This is a genomic window from Kitasatospora sp. NPDC088160 (assembly GCF_044741445.1).
Classification (GTDB): Bacteria; Actinomycetota; Actinomycetes; order Streptomycetales; family Streptomycetaceae; genus Kitasatospora.
Genome location: NZ_JBIUSS010000007.1, coordinates 111654 through 129394, shown reverse-complemented (window position 1 = coordinate 129394; position 17741 = coordinate 111654). Strand labels below are relative to the sequence as shown.

The window sequence follows — 17741 nt, the reverse complement described above, 5'->3', positions numbered from 1 at the left end:
CCAAGCAGATCGCCGGCACGTCCTCATGGCCATGGAGCGGTTGGTGTCCCGTCCGGGCCCAGGCCGTAGGGCCATCTCTCCTTGAAAAAGCCAGGAACCAGGCCAGACCACGGCGCAGGGATTGCAGCCTCTGTCCTATTTCCCTCAGACACAAGACTTTCGAACGTGTACATGTGACGTGACCCGGGATCCCAATAGTCGCTGGCGGTGATGCCCACATCGGAAGCCTCCCGGTAGAGCGCTTCGGCGCCCTTCCGATCACCGGACACTTCCCGCCCCCACGCCAGCATTATCAGGAGACGAGCTCTGCCAACCTGTCGGCATAGGGCTTCGGCGCCTTCCCGATCTCCGGCCCTGTCTCTCAGCACAGCCAGACATACCAAAGCGGCCTCGTCGCCTGCATCAGCAGCCTGCCGAAACAGTGCCTCGGCATCCATGCGTTCTCCAGCCCGTTCCCTCAACCGTGCCAAGTCGGAGAGGGCGTGGAAGTCGCCTTCGTCAGCGCCCTGCCGATACAGAGCCTCGGCGCCCTCACGATCCCCGGCTTCCTCCCGCAACCGCGCCAAGCGCAAATACGCGAACACGTGCCCGTTGTCTATGGCCTCCCTATACACAGCCTCGGCGCCCTCACGATCCCCGGCTTCCTCCCGCAACCGCGCCAGACCTGCAAAGGCGTTCAGATCGCCCTCGTCAGCGCCTTTCCGGTACATGGTCTCGGCACCCTGCCAATCCCCATCCCATTCCCGCAGCCGTGCCATGTTGGTCGGGTCGAAGTAGAAGCCAGCCTCGGCGGCAATACGGATGATGTCGTCGGCAGTCTGCCGATCCACTGCGTCCTGCCACGGCGGCGCCTTCTGCAGGATGGCCTCGGCCGTATCCGGATCGACGGTGTGAGACGTCAGATGGTGAGCCCACTGCAGGCGATGCCTGATTTTGACAGCAACGGCAAGCTTTCCGCGGACGTCGAGCTGGGTGAGGTGGGTGTGCGCTGCATGCCAGAACGAGGCGGGGGGGCACAGCATGTAGCGGTCGGTGCGGCCGTACTGTTCGAGGAAGTCGGCAAGACGGAAGACCGGTTCCACCTCTGGGGCAGACTTCCCAACAGGTTCCGTCGTGACTGGCGGGCGGCGCTGGGCACGAGGGGTAGTGCGGCGCAGCGGAGCGTGTTTGCCGTGAACTTCGATGGCGAGATCGGTGTACGCGGCTTCGACGGCCTCGATCCAGTCCTCGGTGAGTCGATCCCATTCGTCGTCGGTGAGGTAGTCGGTGGCGGCCTCGGTCAGGAATGCCTGTGGCAGGTGGAGGCCGACGCCGAGGCGCCGGGCGTCCATCGCCGCTTCCAGCAGGGCCCGGGCTGCTGGGGTGGCATGTTCGTAGCGGCGAAGAAGTTCGGGGGCGCCAGCGAGGTCCTGGGCAACGCGTCCGTGGGCGCGGGCACGGGTCAGGGCATCGAAGAGCAGTTGGTCTCCGGCCCGGGCGAGGTCGTCGGTTTTCCGCAGCGCCTCGCTGTCGAAGGCTTCTGGCACGGTGTAGGTGCGTCCGGCGAGGAGTTCGCGGGTTCGGCTGTGCGGATCAGCCGCGCCCGGGAAGGGCAGTTTCGTGTACTGATCACAGTAGTTGGGCCAGAGGGTGCCCAGGACGAGGACCGGAGCGCGGTTGGGGTCGGTAAGGAGGCTGTGGAGGGCGGCGGTGATCCGCTCGCCGCGCTGGGGATCGCCGAGGTAGTGCTGGGCCTCGTTGAGCCACACCACCGTGCGGGGCTGGACGCGCTCGAGGTCGGCGACAGCGGCTTCGGCTCGGATCGGATCGTTGGGGTGCCATAGCCGCCACCCGTTCTCTCCGAGTGGCTGGACCGCCTCCCAGCAGGCGCGGGTCTTGCCGGTGGACGACCATCCGACCAGCACCACGATCCGGCTTCGGCCCTGCTCGGTGTCGCGAACCGCCTCGGTCAGGACCTTGTCGTGCTCACGCCCGACATAGCCGGGCAGCACCTGACGCACCCGGGCACTGGAGCCGCCCAAGACCGTGACCGTTCCCGCAGGGTGAACCTCCAGGTCGTGCGGGTCCCACTCGGCGATCGGCCTGCCCAGGCCCTCCTCCACACCGTGCGCCAGTTCGGCCTCACCTGCTGCTACCCGTCGAAGCCCCAGCAGCTCGTCTGCCGACAGGCACAGCGCACGGGCGAGTGCCGCAACGGTGGCAGCTGACGGGACAGGGCCGGTGAGTTGGAAGGCCGTATGAACGGTGGTGCGGCTCAGCTTGACGCGATTAGCGAGCTGAGTCTTCGTCAGTCGCCGACGGGCAAGGCCGCCCTCCAGCCGATCACACAGTTCAGCCCGCGCCACCACCTGCTCATCGATCCCGCCCACACGGCCCCCTCCCCGGTGTTCAACAGTGTTCATCATCGTCCAGCCGGACCACGGTGAACAACGCTTCCGCGATCGTCGATCACGTCAACACCTCCCCCTCTCAAGGAGATCGTCGTGAACCGGATCGCTATCGTGCTGCTCTCCCTCGTCCTGGTCATGGCGCTCGCCCTCCTGGCTGCTGCAGCGGCAGGCGTGCTGGCCCGCATCGACGGAGCCACTTATCCGGCGGCGCTGATGCGTGGTGCCACCACCTTCGCTGCTGTCCTCACCCTGGCCGCCGCCATCGCCGGCGCCCTGTCCCCATTCCTCCTCAACTGAAGGCGCACACGAACCGCGCGCCCGCCCGGCAACCAGCGCCGAGGTCCATGTGCACAACCAGCCGGTGGTCGGGCTACCGCTCGGTTCTAGCCGGATCCTTAACCTTTGGCTGCTGGCCTGGGTTTCTTCTTCGTAGACGACGTCGCGATGCCTGCTTTACCGACCGTGTGGACGTCATGGCGAGGGATCGGTTGGGAGTTCTTGCGGCCGGGCGGTCGTCCTCGGCCCGGCCGGGAGGGCTTCGGCACACCTACGGGACAGGAGGCCATCTGGGTACGCCCCCGGCCTCAACCCCACCGAGGGATCTGGTCGCTGCTACGACGGGGTTCCTGGCCAACGTTGCGTTCGCGACCCTGACCACCTGGTGCGAACGGCCGAACGAGGGCTACGGAAGATCCAGTACCGCCCCCACCTCATCAACGGTTCCCTAGCCGGGACTGGGCTGGCCATCACCCCAACCTGACTACCGACATCGCGAGTTCAACCTGAGTAGCCGGCCACCTGGCGATCCCTGTCAGCTGCTCAGAACCCTTACCAACGACTCTCCGTGCTCGGCCCAGCGAAGGAGTCGGTAACGGTCAACCAACCGCACTCGCGCCCGCTCCGCAGTAGCGGCAGCCCCTCGCGTGAAGCCCCCGTTCGTGACCACCAGCGCGACCTCGGCGTTGTGAATCTGGAAGGCCGCTCCCGCTACCTCGCGCACGATTTCCGGACCGACATTGCGACGGTGGGCAGTGTGCTTTGCCTGCACCACAAACAGCTGCTTCATGGGGCCGGTGGCGATGCCATCAGCACCGTCATCACCAGAGCGACCGACGGCCTGGTGCACGGTGAAGCCGTCGCGCTCCAACAGCGCGGACACAAGCCGTTCAAAGGCAGTAGGGGTGAGGCTATCGACTACAGCAGCGGTGACACTACCGCCAGGTTCAAAAAGTACAGCGGGTTGCTTTTCAAGCAGCGTGCTCATACGTGTTGCCGCCTGCATGATCTCTGATTCCATCATTGTCAACGTGTCACGATGTTCAACCAAGGGGACAAACTTGGGCCTCTTCGTTTGCCGACTTCGCTCCCGGCACCGCTCAGCTCGGGAGTCCCAATACCTACGCTCAAGCTCACCCAGACGGCGGCGAGTCTCAAAGAGCTGCTGGTCCTCGTAATTCAGCCAGTAGTGGACCTCGCCTCGCCGCTCACGCAAATAGTCCTCACAGGCAACCATCACGGGCGTCGCTTCCTCGGCGACAAAGCCCATGTGCCCTTGCACCTGGGTCGAAATGTTCAAGAGGGTCTCAGTCAAAGCCACGGTGCCGATGAGCTTCGCTGAGTACTCCCCTTGCGGGGGCATCCATCCGACCCCCTTGCTGATGCGCCGGAGAGACGTGATCACCAACGGGAGTAGCTCGCCACGATTGCCAAGGGCCTCCGTCTCGCCGAGATGTCTGTCATAGACACCACAGCCACCCAAGTCCATCAGCTCGTCGAACAGTCCAGCTGTCAGATCTTCCACAGCCCAAGGCTATCGGTCAGCACTGACAGTCACTCAGCGGTCCTGGCTCAAGCACGAGTTGGCCACTTCAGGTTGAACTTGCGATGTCGGTGGCCAGGCTGGGACGATGGTCAGCCTGGCAGCACAAGGGGAGGTGACGTCTGTCAGGTGAGTGGCACTTCGCTCGACGGATTGTGGCATTGCTGGTCATTGAGTGACCTTCGGGCAACGCCTGGTGATCAACGGCGCCTCGGCGACCCACTGGCGGGTGTCGGAGGTCAGCATCACGTCCGTCGCCATGTTGGACAGCGTGGCGGCTGTGATCGGGTCGAGAACAAGGCGCAGCGCGTGTAGCAAGTTACTCTTGCCTACCCCGTTCTCCCCCAGGATGACCGCCGGCGTGGGGAAAGGATCGATGGTGGTGTCGCGGAAGTTCCGGAAGTTCTGAATGCGGATCTTGGACAGGCGCATCTGCTCTCCAGCTGCACTCGCTGGAACCGCACGCGGCAACAAGCCGAATTCGTGCAGTAGTTAAAGCTGAGCTTAGCCCCCCGGGCATGCCAGAAGCCCGCCAGTCGAAGCCGCTGCACCTGTGGGGGCCTGCCGTCGAGCCCGAGACTGAATTGAGCGACGCAGCCATCAACGTGAGCGGCGGGGCACTTCGAGCCCGAAAGTGATCGCGTTGGCTGCTGCCATCATCGATCACTTGGTGACGAACTCACAGGTCAGAACGTTGCGCTGTGATCCACGATCTCACCCACACCGGCATGTGCCGCGCCGTCCGCTCATGCATCGCTGACGCACTCCGTTAGTCGTAGCTCGCTGCGACGGCACGCCGATCGCACGGCTCGGATAGGTAGTTTACTGGAGGTCGATTGTCTGTAGCGCGGACGGCAGGTTCGCGCGGTAGGGAAGCAAGCCCAGGCGCCGCTGCCTGACCGTTGCCGCGATGGAGACGTGGGCCCGCACGGCCGCTCCGGTTGGGGCCTTGACCACGACGGTCAACGTCTCGTCACCGATCAAGGGGACCGCATTTGTCGCCTTGAACCGCCATTCGGGATCGCTGTCGCGCTCACCCATACCCACGAGGAACAGCTGTTCGTGCTGCTGACTGGGGCTGACCTCCAGGGTGGACTCGATGATGGCGAGTTTGGCTGTTAGCGCGATCCGGCCGCCCACTCCACCGCCGGGAGCGAGGCGCTTCTTCGGGGCAATGGACCAGGCGATCGGCTGTCGGTCCGCAGGCTCGTCGGGAGCCTCCAAGCGGATGCCGAGGCCGGCGTCGACGAACGGGTCGTCGTTGTCGGACGGCCGGAAGGCGCAGACCAGGCTGAGGAGCAGGTAGTCGCTGTGGGCGGACTCCGACTCCAGGAAGTCAAGCCACTCCTCGTCCCCCTGGGCCGCCTGCTCGGCCGTGAGCCGACGCACCGCAGCCACCCCCAGGGACACTCGCCCCCGCAACGGGGCTGACGTAGTCGGGGTGTTGAGTCGCGGCACCTGAGAGAGCTCGACATCCCACAAGACTGGTGCGTCGATGCTGACGTGGTTCACTGCGCTACTCCTTGAGGTGTGTCCGGCGTGCGCCAGTCGCCGATGAAACAGAACGAACCCCAGTCCCGGTATGCGGGGTACTTGGTGCGTGTGTGGCACTGGGCAGAGCGGAATGCGGACCGACGATCACCATCTCCACAGAGCTGTCGGTATAGCTCAGCGAAGAAGTCGGTGGCCACGTCCGGATGGACCGGCCACAAGCATCCGATGACGGCCGAGGCGCCCGCGGCCAGGAAGGCTGCCGGCAGGCCGCGCAGGTTGTCGTTCATGTCGTAGCGGCCCAGGGCCGACTCGCACGAGCTCATGGTGACGAGTTCGACGCCACGCAGGTCGGTTCTCAGAACGTCGTGCGCGAAAACCCGGCCGTCGTTGTCGGGATCGGGTGACAGGAAGAGGCACTGGTACCAGGAGGCCCACTCATTGTGCGCGCCATGCGCAGCCACATGCACGTAGCGCGAGGTGCCGAGCTCGTTCAGGAAGCGGCTGGGCGTGGCGGCGGCTCCGAGCACGGCTCGGCCACCCATCGACGCCGCCACCGAAGACGCATGGTGCTCCAACGCCGTCTCGGCGCCCAAGCCGTGCCGCACGCCGCCGGTCGCCGACCCGAACGCCACAAGCTCATGGCGTGCAGCGGGCGGCGTCAGCTCCGCGGTGGTGGCGGTACGGAGCAAGGCGAGGCTCGAGAGCTGTGTCACGGTCCATTCGTCCGCTACCAGCCCGTCTGCGGCGGGAAGCAGCGGAAAAGGGACGAAGTGGAGTGGCCCGTTCGGCCAGATGCATAGATGCCGCTTGCCTTGGGCCTGCCAATGTCCCATCAGCTCTGTGAAACCGGCCAGGCATTGTGCGCCGGCGTACTCCAGGGCGGTGCCCGCCTCACGGCTCACCACGCGGTGCAGCGGATCGGCCGTAACGGCCTGTCTCAGCACGGAAACAGGGCCGGCCACCGGGTGGATCAGCATCGTATGGAGACCGCGGGTGAGGCGGAGCAGGTCGCCGCCGACGTCGTTGAACGCGACGGTCCGCAGGCGCACCTCCTCGCGCGTCACCGCCAGACCCACCGTCCCGGTTCGGATGTCCGTCGCGTTCGGTCCCGGGAACTGCCCGAGGAACAACGACAGCAGCACCGTGTCCTCCGGGAGCAGCGCCTGGACTTCGTCCAGGCTCAGGAGGGAGTTTCGCGAGAGGTTCCGGGCCTGGTGGAGTTCTATGCTGATCCGGCGGTCGACGGCCCGCTGCAGGTTGCGTTGCCGCGCGTCAGGGCCGCTCTCGGGTTCGGCCTCGCCGGTACCGACGTAACAGAGGATGGCGTCATCCGGGCTCAGCGGCCGCTCCGCAGGCGGTGGTTGGGCGGCGTCGAGGCTCGCCCGGTCGATCGCGGCAGCGAGCGCAGGTGACGGGGTGAACGGACCGGAGCGTTCGGCTGCGATCGCGAAATGCATGCCCTTGGCCACCTGGTGCAGAAGAAGAACGGTGGCCGCATCGACGCGGGCGTGCGAAGAGAGGACGTGGCCGAGGGAGAGGTACAGCTCTCGGAGCTTCCAGGCGATTCCCTCGTCCGTGCTCGTTCGGAGCGAAGTCATGCTGCTGAGCAGTGCGCTGGCAGCACTGCTCGCCACCGGATGGTCACAGCGCCGGACACAGGCCAAACCGGCTTCGAAGGCGTCGAGCGCCAGATCCTCCTGGTCGCACATCATGTACTGTGCGCCGGCCACGGCGAAGCACTCGGCTGCCGCCACCCAGTTCGCCGCGCGATCGGCGCGCACGGCCAGGTCGTAGGACAAGCGGCCGTACAGGTTCGCCACCATCTCAACGTGCTGGTCCACCCAGTCCGGAGACGATCGAGCGGCCTCCAGGATCAGGGTTCGGCCCAGGGCCTGCTCGTCGCCCTCGCCGGAGTGCGCGGCAAGGTGGACGAGCGCCGCGGCCCGCTCCGCCGGCCCCCGGGTCCGGTCTGCTGTGAGCTCCTCCGCTATGGCCCGGATCCCGCCCGGCATCGGGCAGTCGAGCGTGTCCTCGTGGAGCAGGTGCACCTCGCTGGTCCAGCGCGCCCGCCGCTGGTCGGGCTTCCGGAGCCTGAGGCCCGCCCCGTCAGCAGCCTCGATGAGTGCGGCCTCCAGATCCCGGTGCCCCGTCTCTGCCGCGAGGACCAATGCCTCGGTAAACAGGCTAGCCGCCTCGTGCTCGCCCTGGCGCTCCCGGACTTCGTCCAGCGGGACCGGGAGCAGGCCGTCCAGCTCGCGGGGCAAGACCAGCTCACCGAGCAGGGCGAGAATCCGCAACAGGTACAGGTAGCCGAGCGGATCGCGGAACGGGTCCAGGGTCCCGACTGCCTCCCTGACCGCCGCCCTCACCTCCTGGTCGTACGAGGTCCCGGTTAAGCCGGCGAGCATGGAGAGAGCCTCGACCAGGGCCTTGAGCGTTCGGCCACGCCGGTGGCCGGCGGCTAGCGCCGCCGCCTCCCCGAGCCGGGCCACGGCCTCCTCGACCGCATGCCGCGGGTCCGGCATGGTGACGCCCTCCCAGCGAGCGGTGTGGACACCCATGTGCCGGGCCTCGCGGTCACGCCGGAGCTGTTGGGCCGAGGCGAACGACAGGTCTGCCAGCCCCCCGGTGTACGGGGTCAGGCACAACAGGCCGTCCGCGAACAGGGTCTCGGCGAGTTCAGCGACATCCTGCACGGCGTCACGACCGCGTAGTTCGTCAATCTGCCGGCCGGCCACCTCGCGCGCGTGCTGGAACAGCGCCGCGTCCGGCTGCTCGGCCAGGGCCAGCCGAGCCGCCTCGACGTACGCGTCCGCCAGCAACCACCACGGGCCGTCCCGATCGGTCCCCCAGCGCCGCTCAGCCGCTGCCAAGGTCAGGGCCAGCACGGCAACCGCTCGCCGGGGCATACCAAGCGTGACCAGGTCGACGGCCACCGCCGCCACGATCCGCACGGCGGCCTCCGACAGTTCGCTACCGAACTCGCCAACCCACCGCAGAGCCTCCTGCTCGGTGACAACCCGTTGGTCCACCTCGTCGCCGAGGGCGATCAGACGACGTGCTTGCGCCGCCTCAGCCTCAGTCGCTGGCGGTGCTGGAGCCGACGCGTCCTGTGTGCCCCGGCCGGTGACGGCGTCGCCTGCGCGCCTCAGCCGGAGCGTGTGCTCCAGCAACAGCCCGGTCGCCTTGGCCAGGTTCACAAGATCCGGGCGCCGGCCGTGCTCCAGATCGAGGTCCGCTGCCCGACGCAGCCAGTCGACCGCCTCCCGCAACTGGGCGACCACATCGCTCCGCTCGGTGCCCGGGAGCTCGGCCCGACGGCCAAACCCCGTCCCCACGCCGATCATTGCCGACACCTGCTCGGTGGACCCCGGTGCCGCCAGCTCCAGGGCCCGACGATACGAATGCGCGGCATCGACCAGATCCGCCGGGATTCCGGTCAGTTCGAAGCGGCCGACCTGGGCACTGCCGAGGGTCAGCAGACGCGTGGCGGTCCGCGAAGCCGAGTGCTCCGACAACGCCGCCACAGCCCTCAACAGCTCGACGGCCCGGTCCGCGTCGGCCAGTCGCGACCGGTCGTCCCGAGCCAGCGCCGTCGCACGGTACTGATGGGCCAAGCCCATCAGGGTGTCGTGGTACGCACCGTCCCCACTCCGGGGAATGCGCTGAAGCAGCTCAAGAGCCTCATCCAGAGCAGCCCAGTCCTGTTGCTTCTCGAACTCCACCACCAGGTCGGCCACATGCTCAAGCGGATCGAACCACGGATCGTGTCCGGTCTCCTGTACCAGCCTGGGCCAGAGCTCACGCGGGACCCTCCTGTGGTCCGCAAGAAATAGCAGGCCGAAGAGATGGATCGCCGTCTCGTGCTCCCCCTGCGCGCGATCACCATCACCAAGCACAAGTGCTCGCGCCCAGTGGAACGCAGCCGCTGTGTACAGAGCCTCGGTGTCGACGTTGCGTGACGCCTGAACCTCCTCGGCGACGAGGGCCATGAGTCGTATGGCAGACTCGCGCCCCGCTTCGTCGAGTAGCGCTTCTGTCTCCGATCGGTAGGCGTGCTCGGCAACCCGAGCCTTCAAGTCCTCGACAAGCGCGTCCCGCATGGCTCCCCCGTAGTGACCAACCGCCATCGTGACACGATCCGACCCACATGGCGGCGAAATGCCACCACCGGCTCCCCATCGCCGAGGCCGGCTGGGGCAACCTACGGTTCGGCCGCGCAGTCTTCCAGCTCCTACGCAGCCAGCCCCGCGCTCGCGCGGGTTGCGGAGATCAACTCGCCTGATGGCCGCTACACCACCTTTCACTCTCCGTGACTAGCTGCTCCGGACTGGGCCCCGCCCAACAGGCAACCACCAGCCATCGCCACTCCCGAAGCTCATTCCCCCAGAACTCGCCATGTGCACCGGCTGACCTCACGGCCCCAACAGCGGCCAGGCAGTACCCGGCTCCGCGACTCGAATGGATGCCACCCGGCTGGGCCAACTGTCCTGCACTCCAAAGGGTTTGGCCCTACCTTTCGATCGAGGGGGTCACCTGAGCGAAAGGCTGTTTCGGCATGGCCGGGAAATTCGAGCTGTACAAGGACGAGAGCGGGATGCACCGCTTCCGGCTCAAGGCGAGCAACGGGACGGTCATCGTCACCGGGGACCCGCACGAGAGCAAGGACGAGTGCCTCAGGAGCATCGAGTCGCTCCGCAAGCTCGCGCCGTACGCGGAGCTCAAGGAGGCGGCCGGGTCGCACTGAGGCGGCGCGGTGCGGGAGCGGGTCGGCGATGCAAATCGCCGACCCGCGTTCGCTTCTACGACAGATCCCTTTGGCCGGGTGCACGCCGGGCGCGGACAGAACACCGACATGCGCGTCGTCATCGTCACCGAATCCTTTCCGCCCGAGGTCAACGGAGTCGCCCACAGCGTGCTGCGGACGGCCGAGCATCTGGTCCGCCGGGGCCACCAGCCACTCGTCGTCACCCCCGCACCCGCGCGGGGCGCCGCGTGCCCGCCGCACACCTTCGGCGGCTCCGAAGCGGTGGAGCTGCCGGTGGTGCGCATTCCGTCGGTGCCGCTGCCCGGGTACCCGCAGGTGCGGATCGCGCTGCCGAGCCGGCAGCTGGCGGCCGCCGTCGCCGGGCACCGGCCGGACATCGTGCACCTGGCCAGCCCGTTCGTGCTCGGCGCGCGCGGGGTGCAGGTCGCGGCCCGCCTCGGCGTCCCCGCCGTGGCCGTCTACCAGACCGACCTCGCCGGGTACGCGCACGCCTACCGGGCCGGGCGGGGCCTCGGGGAGGCGGCCGCCTGGCGGCGGATCCGGGCCGTGCACCGGGCCGCGGCCCGGACGCTGGCGCCGTCCACCCCCGCCGCCCAGGACCTCACCGCGCACGGAGTACCCAGGGTGCAGCTGTGGCCGCGCGGGGTGGACTCGGCGCGGTTCCACCCCCGGCACCGGGACGAGGCGCTGCACCGGGCGCTCGCCCCGGGCGGGGAGGTGCTGGTCGGGTACGTCGGGCGGCTGGCGCCCGAGAAGCGGGTCGACCTGCTGGCCGCCGCGTCGGCCCTGCCCGGGGTGCGGGTGGTGGTGATCGGGGACGGGCCGTCCGGGCCCGGGCTGCGGGCCTCGATGCCCGGCGCGGTGTTCCTCGGCCGCCGGACCGGCGAGGAACTGGCCCGCTGTTTCGCGACCCTGGACGTGTTCGTGCACACCGGCCCGCTGGAGACCTTCTGCCAGACCGTCCAGGAGGCGATGGCGAGCGGCGTGCCGGTGATCGGCCCGGCCGCCGGCGGCCCGCTGGACCTGGTCGCGCACCACCGGACGGGCCTGCTGGTGCCGCCCCGGGACGGCGCCGCGGTGGCCCGGGCGGTGGCGGAACTGGCCGCCGACCCCGGGCGGCGGGCCGCGTACGGGCGCGCCGGACGGGCCGAGGTGACCGCGCGGACCTGGGAGGCGGTCGGCGACCTGCTGCTGCGGCACTACGCGGAGGTCCTCGCCGAGCACCGCGGCACACCGGTGGCTCCCCCTTCCGCTCCCCCGGCGGCCGTCGAGCCGGTCGCCGTCGTGGAGGAGCTGCCGGCATGACGGACACCGCCGACCGCGAACCGCTGACCATCGTGCGGCTCGCGAACTTCGTCACCCCGGTCTCCGGGGGCCTGCGCACCGCGCTGCGCCACCTCGGTGCCGGCTATCTGGCCGCCGGGCACCGGCCGGTGCTGATCGTGCCCGGGGAGCGGCGCAGCGAGGAGGAGGGCGAGCAGGGCCTGGTGGTCACCCTGCCCGGGCCGGTGCTGCCGGCCAGCGGCGGCTACCGGGTGCTCACCGACCGGCGGGCGGTGGCCGCCGAACTGACCCGGCTGAAACCCGACCGGCTGGAGGTGTCCGACCGCACCACGCTGCGCTGGACCGGCAGTTGGGCCCGGCGGCACGGCGTCCGCTCGGTGATGGTGTCGCACGAGAGCGCCGTCGGGGTGCTGCGCACCTGGGGGCTGCCCCGCCCGCTCGCCGACGCGGCCGCCGACCGGCTCAACGCGGCGACGGCCCGTACGTACGACGCGGTGCTCTGCACCACCGACTGGGCGGCGGCGGAGTTCCGGCGGATCGGCGCGCCCAACCTGGCCCGGGCCCCGCTCGGCGTGGACCTGGACGCGATGCGCCCGCTGCCGCCGGCCGCGCGGGCCCGGGAGCGGGCGCGGTACTGCGGGCCGGACGACGTGCTGCTGGTGCTCTGCTCCCGGCTCTCGGCCGAGAAGCGGCCCGAGCGGGCGGTCGAGGCGCTGGCCGCACTGCGGGCCCGGGGGCTGCCGGCCGTCCTGGTGGTGGCCGGGACCGGACCGCTGCGGGACCGGCTGGCGGCCCGGGCGGAGCGGCTGCGGCTGCCGGTGCGCCTCCTCGGGCACCTGGGCCGGCGGGAGGAACTGGCCCGGCTGCTGGGCTGCGCGGACGTGGTGCTCGCGCCCGGGCCGGTGGAGACCTTCGGGCTCGCCGCGCTGGAGGCGCTGGCCTGCGGGACACCGGTGGCGGTCAGCCGCTCCTCCGCGCTGCCCGGGCTGATCGGCCTGGCCGGGGTGGCCGCCGCCGACACCGGCGCCGGATTCGCCGCGGCGGTACGGGAGTTGCTGGCGCGCCCGGAGCAGGCGCGGCGGGCCGGCGCCCGGGCCCGGGCCGAGCGGTACGGCTGGCCGGCCGCGGTGGCCGCGTTCCTCGCGGCCCACGGCGTGCGGAACCCCGGCGCGGTGGAGGAGGGTTGGGATGAGCGTGCTCGGCACCGGGCGTGACCGGTCCGCGGACGGCCGGCCGGTCACCGGCGGGCCGGTGCGGTTCGTCGCGCTCGGGGACTCGCTGACCGAAGGGGTCGGGGACCCGGTCGGTGAGGGATGGCGCGGCTGGGCCGCCGTCCTGGCCCGGTCGCTGGCACCCGAGGGCGGCGTCGAGTTCACCAACCTGGCGTGCAGCGGCGCCCTGACCACCGACCTGACGAATCGTCAACTCCCTTCCGCGTTGGCGCTACGGCCACGGTTCGCGGCCGTGGTGGTCGGCGGCAACGACACCCTGCGGGCGGGCTTCGACATCCGGCGCACCACCCTGGATCTGGACGCCACCCTGGGCGAACTCTCCAGCCACGGCGCCGTCCTGCTGACCGCCTGCCTACCCGATCCGGGCACCCTGCTCCGCCTGCCCGCGCCGCTGGCCCGACCGCTGGCGCGGCGGATGCAGGCCGTCAACACCGTCGTGCACGCCCTCGCCGCCCGGCACCGGGCGGTGCACCTGCACATCGCCGAGCTGCCCTGGTGCGCGCAGCGTCGGCTGCTCAGTGTCGACCGGCTGCACCCCAGCGCCGAGGGCCACCACCTGATCGCCCGCGGGTTCCACGAGCTGCTCGCCGCCGCCGGCCACCCCCTCGGCCCGCCGCCCGTCGACACCCCCGCCGAGGCCCCACCCGGCCGGGCCGCCGACCTGTGGTGGATGGCCACCCAGGGCACCCGCTGGGTGGCCGCCCGCAGCACCGACCTGCTGCCCGGACTGCTCGCCCTGGCGGCGGCCGAAGGCATCGCCCGGCTGCGCGGGTCCAACGGGCGGCACGACGAGCAGATGGCCCGCGCGGCGGCGCAGGCCCTCGCGTCACTGGGGTGAGGCGGCGAGGGCTCGGCTAGGACGGCTCGTGGGGGGAACCATGAAAGGGGTCCGCCGAGTCGTCGGGGGGACACGGCCTTCGAACCGGGCCTGACGGAGGGAGCAGCGGTGGACGCGTCATCCGGGAGCGGGCGGGAGTTGCTGGCGGCGGCGGGGGTGCTGTTCCCGGACGGGCGGGGGCGGGTGCTGGTGGTGCGGTTGCCGTACGACCGGAAGCATCCGGTGGCGATCCCGGGCGGCGGGTGGGAGCCGCAGGACCGGTCCCCACGGGAGACCGCGCTGCGCGAGGTGGTGGAGGAACTCGGGTTCACGCCCCGGCTGGGGCCGCTGGCCTGCGTCGACTGGACGCTCGACCACTTCCGGCCGCCGATCGCCGCGTACCTGTACTGGGCGCAGCCACTCACCGCCGAACAGGCCGCGGCGATCCGGCCGGACGCGGCGGAGGTCGGCGGCTGGGCCTGGCTGACCCCGGACCAGGCGGGCCACGCGCTGCCGCCCCTGCTGTCCCGCCGGGTCACGGCCTGCCTGCGGGCGCCGCGGTCGGCCGGTCCGCTGGAGCTGGAGGACAGCAGGCCCGTGGGGCACACCCTCGACCACCTGCCGGCGGACGAACCGCCGCCCGCGTACACCGGGCTGGCCGGGGTCACCGCCCTGGGCCCCGCCCCCGGCGGGCCGGCGGCGGGGCCCGGGTACGAGCCGCCGATGGACCGGGCCACCTACATCGCCACCCGCCCGCGGATCCGGGCCAAAGCCCGGGCCCTGTTCACCGACGACGCCGGGCGGGTCCTGCTGGTCCGGCTGCGGCCGTGGGACGGGCCGCGCGGCCGGGTGCCGTACTGGACGCTGCCGGGCGGCGGGATCGAGGCGGACCGGGAACTGCCCCGGGCGGCCGTCCGGCGCGAGATCCGCGAGGAACTCGGCTGGGAGGTCGAACCGGGGCGGCTGCTGGCGCTGGACTGGCAGCCCGGGTCGGCCGCCGACCCGGAGGCCGACCCGGCGACCGGGCGGGACACCGCCGTGCTGGTGTCCGTGTTCGACGGGGGCACGGTGACGGAGCGGATGCTCGGTTCGATCGCGCTGCCGGAGGAGGAGCTGGTGGAGTGGCGGCTCTGCGGCCCCGCCGAGGCACGGACGCTGCTGACCGGCCCGTCCTGGGCCCGGACGGCCGCCGCGCTGGCCGCGCGGGAGGGGGCGGGCGGGCCGGCCGAGCTGGTGCGCGGACGCACCGCCGGGTAGCGGCGGGCGGGCCGGGCGAGCTCAGGAGGGTTCAGGAGGGTTCAGGAGGGCGAGTCGGGGGGGACCGGCCGGGTGGGTTGGTCGGACCGGCTGGTCGGACGGGGCTGTCGGGCAGGGCGGACAGGGCCGGGTCGGGTGGGTCACACTGGGGCCATGCAGAACGGGATCACGCAGCACGGGATCACGGAGGCGCTGGCCGGCCGGCGAGTGGCGTCGGTCAGCGGCGGCGACCGGCTGGACCTCACCCTCGACGGGCCGGTGACCGTCCGGGTGGCGCACGAGTTCCGCCTCGCCGCGCCCTCCTTCACCGCCCCGGCGGAGGTCGAGCACTACTTTCCGGCGCTGACCATCCGCCCGACCGGCACCCTGCTCGCGCTCGTCGGCCGGACCGTCGACACCGCCGAGATCACCCTCGCCGGCGGCCTGGAGCTGGCCTTCGCGGAGGGCGGCGCGCTGTCCGTCCCGCCGCACGCGCAGCTCGCGCCGTGGAGCGTGGAGACCGCGGAGGGGGCGATGTGCGCGGCGCTGCCGGGCGGCGAGGTCCGGTGGACGGCGCCCGGCGCGGCCTGAGCCGACGCCGGGCCGACGCGTCGTCCGGTCGGACTCTCCGGCCTGTCCGCCTGTCCGCCTGTCCAAGCTGTCCGGCCTGTCAGACCTCCAGGTCGGCCTCGATCCTGGTGAGCTGGTGGCGGGCCATCGCCAGGTTGGCCCGCGCCTTGTCCAGCGCCAGGTAGAGGAAGAGGCCCTTGCCGGTGCGGCCGGCGAGCGGCCGGATCAGGTGGTACTGGCTGCTGAGGGTGATCAGGATGTCCTCGATCCCGTCCTGTAGGCCGAGCATGTCCATGGTGCGCATCTTGGCGCGAACCACGTCCGTGTTCCCCGCCGCGGCCACGTTGAGGTCCAGCCCGCCGGGGCCGTCGAGGGTGGCGAGCGCCATGCCGCTGTTGTAGTCCACGAGTGCCGCGCCGATGGCGCCCTCGATGCTGGTCATGGCCTGCTTGAGCGCGCCGGCTGCGTCGGTCATCTGGGTAACTCCCTTTCGGTGGTGGTGTGCTGGGGTGGTAGGTGCGGTCGGGCCGGGGGCCTGACCGGTCAGGCCGGGTCGCGGGGGTCCTTGGGCAGGAGGCTGTCGCTGAGCAGCCCGGCGATCCGCTGGGCCGAGCGGCGGGCCTCCAGGTGCAGCCGGCCGACATTGACGTCCGGGTGCGCCAGCAGGGCCAGCACGCAACTGCCCCCGGCCGCGTAGGTGGCGACGTAGCCGTGCTCGCCGCGCACCAGCGACTCGCGGAACTCGCCCTGGCCGGTGGTGTCGGCGAGCCGCTGGGCCAGCGACAGCGAGGCCGCCGTCATCGCGGCCAGGCCGGAGGGTTCCGCCCCGTGGGTGTCGTGCGCGACCAACAGGCCGTCCACGCTGGCCACCAGGCCACCCGCGAGGTGCGGGACGCGCTGCTTGACGGCGCGGAGCTCGGCGAGCAGTTCGGTCTCCAAGGCGATCAGTTGTCTCCTTCCGACACGCTGCTTGAGCGCCCGCCTCATGGCCGGGACTGCGGGGTCGCGGGTGGAGAGTGGTTCAAAGTCGGGCCTCCAGAAGGGTTCGGACCCGGGTCAGCAGCGCGATGTCCGGGTCGGGGACGGCCAGCGGGTGGGCCGTGGCCGTGGTGGGCGGGTGATCGGAGTGGGTGGGGGCCACGGGACCGGACGGCGTGGCGCCGGTGAGGGTGGCGCCGGGGACCCGGCGGTGCAGGCCTCCCGGCGGGCGGGCGGGGGCCGACGCCTCGGGGGCCGGCGCCTCGGCTTCCGCGACGGGCGTCGCGGGCCTCGGCGCCCCAGGTACCACAGGCGTCGCGGGTGCCACGGATGTCGCAGCGCTCGGTGCCACCGCCGGCGCGGCGTGCCGCGGGGCGGCGAGCAGCCCGGCGGCGGCCAGGCGACGGACGTCCGCCGTGACGCCGAAGCCGGACCGGCCGAGCAGGCGCGCGAGGTCCGCCGGGGTTCTTCGGCCGTCGGCGTGGTCCAGCAGTTCGCGCCGGCGACGGCCGGGCGGGCGGTTCGACGGCCGTGGGACCGGCACCACCGGGCGGACCGGAGCGGTGTCGAGCTGCGGCCAGGGCCAGATCCGTTCCAGCAGCCGGCCCCGGCGCTCGACCTCGCGGCGCAGCCGGCCGGGGTCGACCGTGGCCACCGGGCCCAGCCAGTGCCGGGCGTCGGGCTCGAACCGCCAGACGCCACCGGTCCGGTCGGCGAGGACGAAGAACGCGGCGTCGAAGAGCGTGCCCAGGTGGCCGAGTTCGAGCTCGCCCCGGGTGAGCAGCCGCCGTTCGACCAGGGCCTCACCGACCCGGGCGCGCGGGCCGTGGAGCCGGAGCAGTTCCGCCCACTGCCCGGGGGTGATCCGGCCGCAGCCGGTGAGCAGTTCGGCCAGGCCGGGCGCGCGCGGGGAGTCGGCGTGGGCCACCTGGCCGTCGACGAGGTGCAGGCTGCCGAGCGGGCCGCACAGGGCGCCGGTGGCGCGGCGGGCGGCGAGCAGGCCGAGGGCCTCGCCGGGGGTCTGCGGCGGTGCGGGCGGGCGGACGGCGGCGGGCGCGGCGGTCATCCGGGCCACCGGCCGGTGGAGCGCGGGCGGCGGGGGCGGCCCGTCCGGCGTGCTGGCCGAAACCCGATGGCCGCGGTGGGCGTCCCG

General features: G+C 71.2%; 15 protein-coding genes. 7 read left to right on the top strand and 8 right to left on the bottom strand.

Annotated elements, in window-relative coordinates; translation table 11 throughout:
- Positions 1 to 23: 23 nt before the first annotated feature.
- Complete coding sequence (locus ACIOGZ_RS12820; RefSeq protein ID WP_400985892.1) at positions 24 to 2369, bottom strand: tetratricopeptide repeat protein; 2346 nt, start codon at positions 2367 to 2369, stop codon at positions 24 to 26.
- A gap of 114 nt (positions 2370 to 2483) precedes the next feature.
- Between ACIOGZ_RS12820 and ACIOGZ_RS12815 the strand changes: the two genes are divergently transcribed.
- Positions 2484 to 2687, top strand: coding sequence for a hypothetical protein (locus ACIOGZ_RS12815; protein WP_363629485.1), 204 nt, complete (start codon positions 2484 to 2486; stop codon positions 2685 to 2687).
- Between the two features lie 514 nt (positions 2688 to 3201).
- Here the strand turns inward: ACIOGZ_RS12815 and ACIOGZ_RS12810 are convergent.
- The 4 genes from ACIOGZ_RS12810 to ACIOGZ_RS12795 all read right to left on the bottom strand — a co-directional run bounded on the left by ACIOGZ_RS12810 (position 3202) and on the right by ACIOGZ_RS12795 (position 9695).
- Complete coding sequence (locus tag ACIOGZ_RS12810; RefSeq protein WP_363629487.1) at positions 3202 to 4191, bottom strand: restriction endonuclease; 990 nt, start codon at positions 4189 to 4191, stop codon at positions 3202 to 3204.
- Positions 4192 to 4377: 186 nt separating this feature from the next.
- Positions 4378 to 4641: an AAA family ATPase gene (locus tag ACIOGZ_RS12805; RefSeq protein WP_363629488.1), complete on the bottom strand. Its 264-nt coding sequence runs from the start codon at positions 4639 to 4641 to the stop codon at positions 4378 to 4380.
- 390 nt (positions 4642 to 5031) lie between these two features.
- The gene (locus tag ACIOGZ_RS12800; protein ID WP_363629490.1) at positions 5032 to 5721 is read right to left on the bottom strand and encodes a hypothetical protein; all 690 of its coding nucleotides are present in this window, start codon (positions 5719 to 5721) and stop codon (positions 5032 to 5034) included.
- Positions 5718 to 9695: a CHAT domain-containing protein gene (locus tag ACIOGZ_RS12795; protein ID WP_400985889.1), complete on the bottom strand. Its 3978-nt coding sequence runs from the start codon at positions 9693 to 9695 to the stop codon at positions 5718 to 5720. The genes ACIOGZ_RS12800 and ACIOGZ_RS12795 overlap by 4 nt, the downstream gene beginning before the upstream one ends.
- 566 nt (positions 9696 to 10261) lie before the next feature.
- Between ACIOGZ_RS12795 and ACIOGZ_RS12790 the strand changes: the two genes are divergently transcribed.
- The 6 genes from ACIOGZ_RS12790 to ACIOGZ_RS12765 all read left to right on the top strand — a co-directional run bounded on the left by ACIOGZ_RS12790 (position 10262) and on the right by ACIOGZ_RS12765 (position 15631).
- The gene (locus ACIOGZ_RS12790; protein WP_063350276.1) at positions 10262 to 10450 is read left to right on the top strand and encodes a DUF1508 domain-containing protein; all 189 of its coding nucleotides are present in this window, start codon (positions 10262 to 10264) and stop codon (positions 10448 to 10450) included.
- Between the two features lie 108 nt (positions 10451 to 10558).
- Positions 10559 to 11776: a glycosyltransferase family 4 protein gene (locus ACIOGZ_RS12785; RefSeq protein ID WP_400985887.1), complete on the top strand. Its 1218-nt coding sequence runs from the start codon at positions 10559 to 10561 to the stop codon at positions 11774 to 11776.
- Entirely contained in the window at positions 11773 to 12969 is a 1197-nt protein-coding gene (locus ACIOGZ_RS12780) for a glycosyltransferase (protein WP_363585967.1), read from the top strand. The genes ACIOGZ_RS12785 and ACIOGZ_RS12780 overlap by 4 nt, the downstream gene beginning before the upstream one ends.
- A complete protein-coding gene (locus ACIOGZ_RS12775) occupies positions 12944 to 13825 on the top strand; it encodes an SGNH/GDSL hydrolase family protein (protein WP_363585966.1) in 882 nt (293 codons plus the stop codon). The genes ACIOGZ_RS12780 and ACIOGZ_RS12775 overlap by 26 nt, the downstream gene beginning before the upstream one ends.
- 108 nt (positions 13826 to 13933) lie before the next feature.
- Positions 13934 to 15061, top strand: a complete 1128-nt coding sequence (locus ACIOGZ_RS12770) for an NUDIX domain-containing protein (protein ID WP_400985885.1) — start codon at positions 13934 to 13936, stop codon at positions 15059 to 15061.
- Between the two features lie 153 nt (positions 15062 to 15214).
- Positions 15215 to 15631 (top strand): DUF6188 family protein, encoded by a 417-nt coding sequence (locus tag ACIOGZ_RS12765; RefSeq protein WP_363585194.1) that lies wholly within the window; start codon positions 15215 to 15217, stop codon positions 15629 to 15631.
- Positions 15632 to 15710: 79 nt separating this feature from the next.
- Here the strand turns inward: ACIOGZ_RS12765 and ACIOGZ_RS12760 are convergent, their stop codons facing one another.
- From ACIOGZ_RS12760 to ACIOGZ_RS12750, 3 genes are all read right to left on the bottom strand, one after another.
- Positions 15711 to 16085: a hypothetical protein gene (locus tag ACIOGZ_RS12760; protein ID WP_063350272.1), complete on the bottom strand. Its 375-nt coding sequence runs from the start codon at positions 16083 to 16085 to the stop codon at positions 15711 to 15713.
- Positions 16086 to 16153: 68 nt separating this feature from the next.
- Positions 16154 to 16549 carry a roadblock/LC7 domain-containing protein gene (locus ACIOGZ_RS12755; protein WP_350879110.1) on the bottom strand — a complete coding sequence of 132 codons (396 nt, stop codon included), beginning with the start codon at positions 16547 to 16549 and terminating at the stop codon, positions 16154 to 16156.
- An 82-nt stretch (positions 16550 to 16631) separates the two neighbouring features.
- A complete protein-coding gene (locus tag ACIOGZ_RS12750) occupies positions 16632 to 17654 on the bottom strand; it encodes a transcriptional regulator (RefSeq protein WP_400985883.1) in 1023 nt (340 codons plus the stop codon).
- Positions 17655 to 17741 lie beyond the last annotated feature (87 nt).